Here is an 8,757-nt window from a genome sequence, read left to right on the forward strand (position 1 = left end):
CGTCGCCGTCCGTCGGCTCAGAGCAGCCCGCGCAGGTCGGTGGCCGAGGCGAACACCTCCGGCACGCCCCGCTCGACGTCGAACACCGTGTACACGGCCTCCATGGCGGTGCGCACCGAGTACTCCGTGGTGCACACCGTGTCCCGCGTGGGGGATTCGGCGAAGTTGCCGATGAAGGCCAGGTTCACCGAGCCCTCCGGCACGACGGCGGGACGGTCGCCCGCCCGGCGGGGCATGAAGGAGGACGTGATGAACGGCATGTACACCGGCACCGTGTTCACGGACTCCTGCGCGGCCGGCTCCGGGATCCGGTCCTCCGGCACACCCAGGTGGTACAGCCACTCCTGCGTGATCTCCACGCCGGTGCACTCGGTGACCGGCTTCTTCACGTAGGCACCCTCGGTGTCCGAGTAGAGGGCATGGATCCACACGATGGTCTGGTCCGGCTGCTGGGTCAGCCGCTCGATGTGCTCCTCCACCTCCCGGCGCTCCACGGTCGCCGTCGCGGAGACGAACCAGCTGCGCTCCGGCAGGCCCCGGTAGAAGACGCCGGGGCGCCCGAACAGCGGCGACTGCTCGGCCAGGTTCTCCCACAGGGTCCAGCTGCCGCCGGGCTCGGTGGTCGGCGGGGCGGGGGTGTGGTGGTCGCCGTAGGTGGTGGACTCGGTGATGGAGCCGTTGGTGACGGACACCAGGTCGTCCTCGCCGACCTCCTGCTCCTGCTGCACGCCGTCGACCGTGAGGAGCAGCCTCTCTGCCCGGACCTTGCCGTCGGCGGTCTCCACCCGGACGTCGCGCACCGTGGTGCTGTAGCGGAAGTCCACGCCGTGGGACTCGAGGTGGGCCAGGAGGGGCTTCACCATGGAGTCGTACTGGTCGTAGCGGTTGAACTTCAGGGCGCTGAAGTCCGCAAGCCCGTCGATCGCGTGGACGAAGCGCAGCAGGTAGCGGCGCATCTCGGCCAGCGAGTGCCATGTCTCGAACGCGAACATGGTGGCCCAGTAGGTCCAGAAGTTGCTCTCGAAGAAGTCCTCGGAGAACCACTCCTCGATCGTGCGGCCCTCGAGTGAGGACTCCGAGGCGATGAAGAGCTTGACGATCTCCTTCTGTGCCCTGTCCGAGAGGGTGAAGTCGCCGTCCGGGGGGACGCGCTCGCCCTGCTGGCGGATGAGGCGCCCGTGGGTGGAGTTGGGGCACTCGGCTCCCGTGGAACAACGCTAGTCAGACACGCCCTAGGGGAGGGCAACCGCTACGCTCCGCTCATGATCGTGCACATCACCCTGCCGGAGGACTGGGCTGCAGCGCGGAACAGCGGCCAGTACCTTGCCTCGACCCGTGGAGTGACCATGGCAGCGGCGGGCTTTCTTCACGCCTCCGAGGACGCCGCTCAGGTCAACCGGGTCGGTTCAGCCCTCTATTCGGATCGACCAGACGCATTCGTCGTCGCGATGGAGGAGGAGGCCCTGACTGCAGCGGGCCTGCACGTACGCCGAGAACCCAGTGACCTGCATGATCCGACCTCGCCCCTGTTCCCCCACGTCTACGGGGCGTCGGTGCCGCCGATGCTGATGCGGCCGATACCCCGACGCGCAGCCGAGGCCCGCGTGCTCCGTGAAGATGACCCGAAAGCCCAACACTTGCTCGACACGGGCTGGAGTGTGGAGTCCACGTCCTGGGGAGCGCGGTTGCATCTGGGCGACGAGGCGGATCTGAGCCCCTACACGTGCCGAGTGCAGGACGCGGAGGAACGAGGGCTGTGCGTGCGCAAGCTCGGAGCCGAGGACCTTGTGCGGTTGGAGGCTTTGGACGGCCTGGTCGCCCCTGACTTTCCCCACACGCCCGCCTCGCATCACGACCCGCTGCCGGCCGACCTCTCCGCCCGGATCGCTGGTGGAGACGCTCGAGCCTTCGGAGCCTTCCACCGCGGTGAGCTGGTGGGCTTCACCGTGGTGGTGCAGGCGAAGGAGCGGTGGGAGGTCGACCGTACGGCCGTGGATCGGCGGTGGCGCGGCCAGGGAGTCGCTCAGGCGGTGAAGGCCAGCTCCGTTCTGGACACCTATGCCGACGGGGTCCGTGTCTGGGGCACGGGCGGGGCGGCGGTGAACACGGCGTCGCGTCGGATGAACGAGGCGCTCGGTTTCGTCCTCGAACCGTTCTGGCTAGCCCTGGTTCCGCCGGTTGGCTGGCGGGAGTACGCGGAGTCCGGGCCAGGTGGCATGCGTATCGAATCATGAAGAGTTCACCGAGTTGCACTGTGCGGTCTTCCTTGCATCTCTACAGAAACCTTCGCTGCATCTCGACAGGCGCGTTAGGCGTCCAGCCGGGTATACCTCAGTGGGGCAGCTATGGACCCGAGGTGTCGGATGGTCTGGGATCGCTGTCAGTTAGCGAACCGCACGAACGCTCGCCCGGGCACACCATCACCGAGCAGCGCGAAGCCCAGCGACTCGTAGAAGGATGGGCTCACGATGTGCTCTCCATGTCATCGTCGTCAGCCGCATCGGCGCGGATGACGTCCTGCTCTGGCCTCGTCGGCTGGAGCAGTGTGTGGGTCTGGGCCGTGGTAAGCGCCGGGATGGGCAGCTGTGACGTCGGGCCGTCCGCGCGAAGCCCGTCGAGGGCGATCCACAGGTATCGGCGATACAGCTGCTCGGCATCCTCGCGTCCCTCGAGTGAGGCTCCATCCTGGGCGACGGCCGCCACCGTGCTCAACGCGATCTGGAGGAAGACCAGGTCAGTGCCGGTCGCGTCGGCCCGCAGCGCCCCGGCGTCGCGCGCACGCTCCGCGACCCGGTTGATCAAGGGTGCCAACCGGTCCCGGCTCTCGTCGTACTTGGTCCGTCGGCCGTGCCTGCCAGCGAAGATCTGCGCCATCCCTCGGTCCTGCGCCTGCAGGGCCAGGGAACGCTCGAGGTACAGCACGAGCCCCGTCCAGGGGTCCGGTTCTGCCAGCGCCGCGTGGAGGATCTGCTCAATCTCCTCATTCTGTCGCTCCAGGATCGCGTCGATGAGCTCCTCCTTGTTCGAGAAGCGTCGATAGGCGGTGCCCACGCCGACACCGGCATGGTGAGCGACATCGTTGAGGGTGACCCCAAGCCCGCGTCGGGCGAGGAGCTCGCGCCCAGCGGTGAGCAGGCGCTCTCGGTTCGCGGCGGCATCCTTGCGCAGCTTCTGTTCGGTCGCACTGGTGGAAGTCATGCTCCCCACCCTACATGAAGCGGATGCCGCGTATCCGTATGTGCGCTAAACTGGGATTATCCGGATGCTCGGAATCCGGATCGCGGACGAGTCCTGTAGGTACGACGAAAGAGGAGGCAGTCAGCCATGAGGAGCGAAGTGGTGGACGGGTTGCGTGCCCTGGTCGTCGGAGGTTCCCTCGCGGGTCTGACGAGCGCGCTGGCCCTGGCGCGGATCGGCGCGCAGGTCACCGTCGTGGAGCGCGCGGCCGGACGGCGCAGCGGCGCTGCCCTCGCGGCTCATCCGGCGGATCTCGAAGAGGTGATCGGGATCGAGGCCGCAGCGGTGGTGCTCGATCGTCTTGCCGGACCGGGGCACCGACCCCACGGCTCCCAGCCCGTGGCGTGGGAGGATCTGCGCGACGGGCTCGCCCAGGCGGTGCTCGCCGATCCCTCCATCTCGCTGCTGGAAGGCCGGCAGGTGGTGTCCGTCGGTGAGGATGAGCGCGCGGTGTGGGCCAGAACCGACGACGGCACCGAGCATCGGGCCCACGTGCTGATCGGTGCGGACGGTCACCGCAGCCTCGTGCGACGGTATGTTGCTCCGGAGCGGCCGGACGCCGACTTCGCCGGCTACTTGCTCTGGGTCGGCATCGCCCGCGAGCACGACCTGGACCTGCACGGATCGTGGCCCGCCGGGCTGGACATTCAGTCCAGCGGGGATCATGTCCTGCTCGGCTACCCCCTTCCTGGGCCCGATGGAAGCCTGCGGCCGGGGATGCGGCGTCTGGGCTGGGCCTGGTACGACGCCGGCCGAACCGAGCTGTTGGTCTCGACCGGCGCGGTTCGCGACGGGGTCGTGCGCCATTCCATCCGCGCCTCCGACGTGTCGGAGCTCATCTATCGCGAGCTCCCGGATCGAGCGCGCGGGGCGTGGTCCGTGCCGTGGTCAGCGGCTATCACGGACAGCGCCCGACGCCGCGCCATCACCGCGACCCCGATCGCCGAGTACGTCCCCGACCGGCTGGTCCGCGGACGTGCGGCACTGGTTGGCAACGCCGCACACGTGCCCACACCGATGACAGGCAGTGGCTTCGCGGCGGCCCTCGACGACGCGGCCGCCCTCGGCGAGGCCCTCCGCGCAGTGACGCCCAGCCAGGTTCCCGATGCGCTGGATTCCTACGAGCGAGACCGGCTCGGGCCGGCCCGACGACTGGTCCAGTCCGGCCAGAGCTTCAGTCGATCCTTCGCGCGCGGATGACCGTCGAATGCCACACCCTCGGCCCCCAACCCACCGAAAAACGGATTGACAGTGTCCGGATGCGTGCTAGCCTGGTTCAGGTGGATGCAACATATCCGCTTACATCCTCGAGCTCTCGGAAGGAGCCAACATGACTACTCCCCAGCCTCACTTCACCCTCAACAACGGCGTCGAACTGCCGCAAATCGGATTCGGCGTCTACCAGACCCCGCCTGAGGAGACCGCCGACGCGGTGCAGACAGCGCTCGAGACCGGCTACCGCCACATCGACACCGCCGCCGCGTACGGCAACGAGAAGGGCGTCGGCGAGGCGCTCAAGCGTTCGGGCCTTGCGCGCTCGGACGTGTTCCTCGAGACCAAGGTCTGGGTGGTCGACTACGGCTACGACCAGACCCTGCACGCTTTCGAGAAGAGCGTCGCAAAGCTCGGCGTCGACCAGATCGACTTGCTGATCCTGCACCAGGCCTACCCGAAGTACTTCGACAAGACGATCCAGGCCTACAAGGCCCTGGAAACACTGCTGGCCGACGGCAAGGTGCGCGCCATCGGGGTGAGCAACTTCCTGCCGGTCCGCCTGGAGCGGCTGCTGGCTGAGACCGACGTCGTCCCGGCAGTCAACCAGATCGAAGTGCACCCCTACACCCAGCAGCGCGAGCTACAGGACTTCAACCGCGAGCACGGCATCATCACTCAGGCCTGGTCGCCTATCGGGGGCCTGCGCACCTACAGCGATGGCGACACGCCCCTCACCAACGACACCATCGCCGCGATCGGGAAGGCGCATGGCAAGACGCCCGCCCAGGTGATGCTGCGCTGGCACATCCAGGAGGGCCGCCAGGTCATCCCCAAGTCCGTGCGCCCGGCGCGCATCGCCGAGAATTTCGACGTCTTCGACTTCGAGCTCTCGGCCGAGGAGATCACCCGCATCGACTCTCTGGAGCAGGGCATGACGATGGTCCCCGACGAGCTCGACCTCGACGCGTTCGGCATCGAGGTTCCCGAAGCGTGATCCAAGCCCAGCCGGAAGGAACGCCACGGGCGTTTCTTCCGGTTGGGGCAACCGGACAAGGCGCCCGCCACGACGTGGAGCACCGCATGGGAATGCTGGACGGAAGGGTCGCCCTGATCACCAGCGGCAACTCAAAGATCGGGCCGGGCACGGCCTGGTGTCGGAGCAGAGCCTCTACAACCTCGCCAACAGAGCGATCGAGCAGGAGATGATCCCCGCGCTGGAGCACTTCGGCGTCGGCCTCCTGCCCTGGAGCCCGCTGGCCCGCGGCGTGCTCGCCGGGCGTCACCCCGGCCCCGACGCCGTGCGCCGCGCCAGCGACGGCGCGCAGCAGCAGCGCCAGCAACTCGCCAGCCAGCTCACCGAGTACGAAGCCCTGTGCGACCGGATCGGGCACGCCCCGGCCGAGGTCGCGCAGGCCTGGCTGCTGCACCAGCCCGCCGTCACGGCCGTCATCGCCGGCTCCCGGACGACGGCGCAGTTGGAGGCCACGGTCTCCGCCTCGGAGATCGTGCTGGACGCCGAGACGCTGGCGGAGCTGGACCGCATCTGGCCCGGACCCGGGACCGCCCCGCAGTCCTACGCCTGGTGACCGCAACAACCACAATCCAATTCAACGCAACCAAGGAGAGACACATGGGTGACAACGGATTCGACCAGGACTTCCCGACCGGGGAGCACAACGACGCCTTCGCCCAGTACTTCATCGGCCAGAGCTACAACGCCCCGGTCGTCGACGGCAGCGTCCCCGTCAACAACATCACCTTCGAGCCCGCCTGCCGCAACAACTGGCACATCCACCACGGCGAGAACGGCGGCGGCGACCAGGTCCTGATCTGCACCGCCGGGTCCGGCTGGTACCAGGCCGAGGGCGAAGAACCGGTCAGCATGGTCCCGGGCACCGCGATCCGCGTCCCGGCCGGCACCAAGCACTGGCACGGCGCGAAAGCCGACTCCTGGTTCTCCCACCTGGCCTTCATCACCCCCGGCGAGGGTGTCAGCAACGAATGGCTCGAGCCGGTCACCGACGAGGTGTACGGCCAGCTGCCCACCCACGACGGAAAGTGACCATCATGAGCATCCTGAACGAGACCTACACGCTGACCGGCGGTACCGAGATCCCCAAGCTGGGACTGGGCACCTGGTTCATCGACGACGACAAGGCCGCCGAGGCGGTGCGGTCGGCGGTCGAGATCGGCTACCGCAACATCGACACCGCCCAGGCCTACGGCAATGAGCGCGGCGTCGGCGAAGGCGTCCGCACCTCCAGCGTCGCCCGCGAGGAGCTGTTCGTCTCCACGAAGCTGGCGGCGGAGATCAAGGACTACGAGGGCGCGGTCGCCGCCATCGACGGCTCGCTTTCCACCATGGGACTGGACTACATCGACCTGATGCTCATCCACGCCCCGCAGCCGTGGGAGGACTTCCGCGGCGGCGACTACGCCGACGGCAACCGGCAGGCCTGGAAGGCGCTGGAGGAGGCGCACCAGGCGGGCAAGCTCCGCGCCATCGGAGTGTCGAACTTCCTGCAATCCGACCTCGACAGCCTCCTGGAGACCGCGACCGTGACACCGCACGTGAACCAGCTGCTCGTCCACGCCGGCAACACGCCGACCGAGCTGCTGGACTACTGCGAGTCCAAGGGCATCCGCGTCGAGGCGTACTCACCCATCGCGCACGGCGAGATCCTCGACAACGCCGACGTCAAGGCGATGGCCGCCAAGTACGGAGTGAGCGTTCCGCAGCTGTGCATCCGCTACACGATCCAGCTCGGCGCGGTGTCGCTGCCCAAGACCGCGAACCCCGACCACATGCGCTCCAACGCGCAGGTCGACTTCGAGATCAACGACGAGGACATGGCGACGCTGAAGGACCTGCACGCCCAGGACTACGGCGAATCCAGCGCCTTCCCGGTCTACAGCGGCAAATGACAGCCGCGTCCCCGCCGCGGGCCGGCGGCGGACGCATACGAAAGGAGAACCAACGCCATGAGCACCTGGACACCCGAGCAGCTGCAGCGCATTGCCGAGGCCGACGACTTCCACGTCGCGCCCTACCGCGCCGACGGGCGCACGCCCGGGACCCTGACCTGGATCTGGTCCGTCGTCGTCGACGACGTCGTCTACGTCCGGGCCTACAACGGAGTGGATGGGCGCTGGTACCAGTCCGCGCTCGCGCAGCGTGCCGGGAGGGTCACCGCCGCCGGTGAGGAGCACGAGGTCGGGTTCGCTCCAGTCGACGACGCGGACCTGCAGGACAGGATCGACGCCGCCTACTCCACGAAGTACGCCGGCAGCGCCTACCTGCCGTCGATGGTCTCCGACCGGGCTCGGGCGGCCACCGTGCGCGTCGACCCCCGATGAACGAGAGGACGATGCGATGAGCGTTCAGGACCAGCATCAATCGGCCTCGACGCGGTCAGCGACGCCGCCGACGCCTTGGAGGGCGTCGACCTGACCGGTCGGGTCGCCCTGGTCACCGGCGGCTCGTCCGGCCTCGGCTCTGAGACTGTCGAGGCCCTCGTACGAGCGGGTGCCCGGGTGATTGCACCGGTCAGGCGTCCCGGCTCGGCACCGGCGGCGGACGGGGTCGAGGAGGTAGCCGGCCTCGACCTCGGGGACCTGGGCTCCGTTGCCCGCACTGCCGAGGCTGTCGGGGGCATCGCCGGCCGCCTCGACGTCGTGATCGCCGCCGCAGGCGTCATGGCCACGCCGCTGCGCCGCGTTGGCCCGGGCTGGGAGGGCCAGCTCGCGGTCAACCACCTCGGCCACTTCGCCCTCATCGCGCGCCTGTACCCGCTGCTAGCTGCATGGGGAGCGCGGGTCGTCAACTCTTGAATCGCCCCGGGTCTGGTGGAGGCTCTGATCCAACGGAAGGATGCAGAGCATGCCAGCACCACGGAAATACCCCGACGAGGTCCGCGAACGCGCCACGCGGATGACCCTCGAAGCCCGTCAAGACCCCGCCACGAGGTCTGGAGCGTTCCGCCGCGTCGGAGAACAGCTCGGGATCAACCCTGAGACGCTGCGCAACTGGGTCCGCCAAGCCGAGATCGTAAAGGTCACCGCCCTGGGGTCACGACCAGCGAAGCCGCCCGGGTGGCCGAGCTGGAGAAGGAGAACCGGGAGCTGCGGCGGGCGAACGCGATCCTGCGCTCGGCCTCGGCTTTCTTCGCGGCGGATGCTCGAGACGCCCACACCGGTGATCGTGGAATACATCGACGAGCACAAGCACGAGTTCGGTGTCGAGCCGATCTGCACCACGCTGACCGCAGCGGGCACGCAGATCGCACCGAGCACGTACTACGCCGC

General features: G+C 68.2%; 8 protein-coding genes, 3 pseudogenes and 1 other annotated feature. Of the genes and pseudogenes, 9 read left to right on the forward strand and 2 right to left on the reverse strand.

The features are described from left to right. Nucleotides 1-17 precede the first annotated feature (17 nt). Nucleotides 18-1,187: pseudogene (locus tag MHY29_RS01105) on the reverse strand (oleate hydratase); the annotation flags it as partial. A 75-nt stretch (nt 1,188-1,262) separates the two neighbouring features. Here MHY29_RS01105 and MHY29_RS01110 point away from each other — a divergent pair. Then, nucleotides 1,263-2,234 carry a GNAT family N-acetyltransferase gene (locus tag MHY29_RS01110; RefSeq protein WP_239237976.1) on the forward strand — a complete coding sequence of 324 codons (972 nt, stop codon included), beginning with the start codon at nt 1,263-1,265 and terminating at the stop codon, nt 2,232-2,234. A 229-nt stretch (nt 2,235-2,463) separates the two neighbouring features. Here the strand turns inward: MHY29_RS01110 and MHY29_RS01115 are convergent, their stop codons facing one another. Further along, the gene (locus MHY29_RS01115; RefSeq protein WP_239237977.1) at nt 2,464-3,198 is read right to left on the reverse strand and encodes a TetR/AcrR family transcriptional regulator; all 735 of its coding nucleotides are present in this window, start codon (nt 3,196-3,198) and stop codon (nt 2,464-2,466) included. A 126-nt stretch (nt 3,199-3,324) separates the two neighbouring features. On the opposite strand from MHY29_RS01115, the gene MHY29_RS01120 reads away from it, so the two are divergent. The 8 genes and pseudogenes from MHY29_RS01120 to MHY29_RS12430 all read left to right on the forward strand — a co-directional run. Then, entirely contained in the window at nt 3,325-4,437 is a 1,113-nt protein-coding gene (locus tag MHY29_RS01120; RefSeq protein WP_239237978.1) for an FAD-dependent monooxygenase, read from the forward strand. Nucleotides 4,438-4,567: 130 nt separating this feature from the next. Then, nucleotides 4,568-5,446, forward strand: a complete 879-nt coding sequence (locus MHY29_RS01125) for an aldo/keto reductase (RefSeq protein ID WP_239237979.1) — start codon at nt 4,568-4,570, stop codon at nt 5,444-5,446. Nucleotides 5,447-5,579: 133 nt separating this feature from the next. Beyond that, a pseudogene (locus MHY29_RS01130) lies at nt 5,580-6,038 on the forward strand (aldo/keto reductase); the annotation flags it as partial. A gap of 44 nt (nt 6,039-6,082) precedes the next feature. Then, nucleotides 6,083-6,514, forward strand: a complete 432-nt coding sequence (locus MHY29_RS01135) for a cupin domain-containing protein (RefSeq protein WP_239237981.1) — start codon at nt 6,083-6,085, stop codon at nt 6,512-6,514. Nucleotides 6,515-6,519: 5 nt separating this feature from the next. After that, nucleotides 6,520-7,377, forward strand: a complete 858-nt coding sequence (locus tag MHY29_RS01140; RefSeq protein ID WP_239237982.1) for an aldo/keto reductase — start codon at nt 6,520-6,522, stop codon at nt 7,375-7,377. 57 nt (nt 7,378-7,434) lie between these two features. Beyond that, on the forward strand, nt 7,435-7,809 hold the full coding sequence (locus MHY29_RS01145; protein WP_239237983.1) for a DUF2255 family protein: 375 nt from the start codon (nt 7,435-7,437) through the stop codon (nt 7,807-7,809). 75 nt (nt 7,810-7,884) lie between these two features. Next, a complete protein-coding gene (locus MHY29_RS12425; RefSeq protein WP_370643416.1) occupies nt 7,885-8,283 on the forward strand; it encodes an SDR family NAD(P)-dependent oxidoreductase in 399 nt (132 codons plus the stop codon). 100 nt (nt 8,284-8,383) lie between these two features. Then, nucleotides 8,384-8,622, forward strand: a pseudogene (locus tag MHY29_RS12430) (transposase); the annotation flags it as partial. Then, nucleotides 8,610-8,740 (forward strand) — a sequence feature (AL1L pseudoknot). (Overlaps the previous pseudogene by 13 nt.) Nucleotides 8,741-8,757 lie beyond the last annotated feature (17 nt).

The organism is Micrococcus sp. ACRRV (assembly GCF_022346985.1).
Lineage (GTDB): Bacteria > Actinomycetota > Actinomycetes > Actinomycetales > Micrococcaceae > Micrococcus > Micrococcus porci.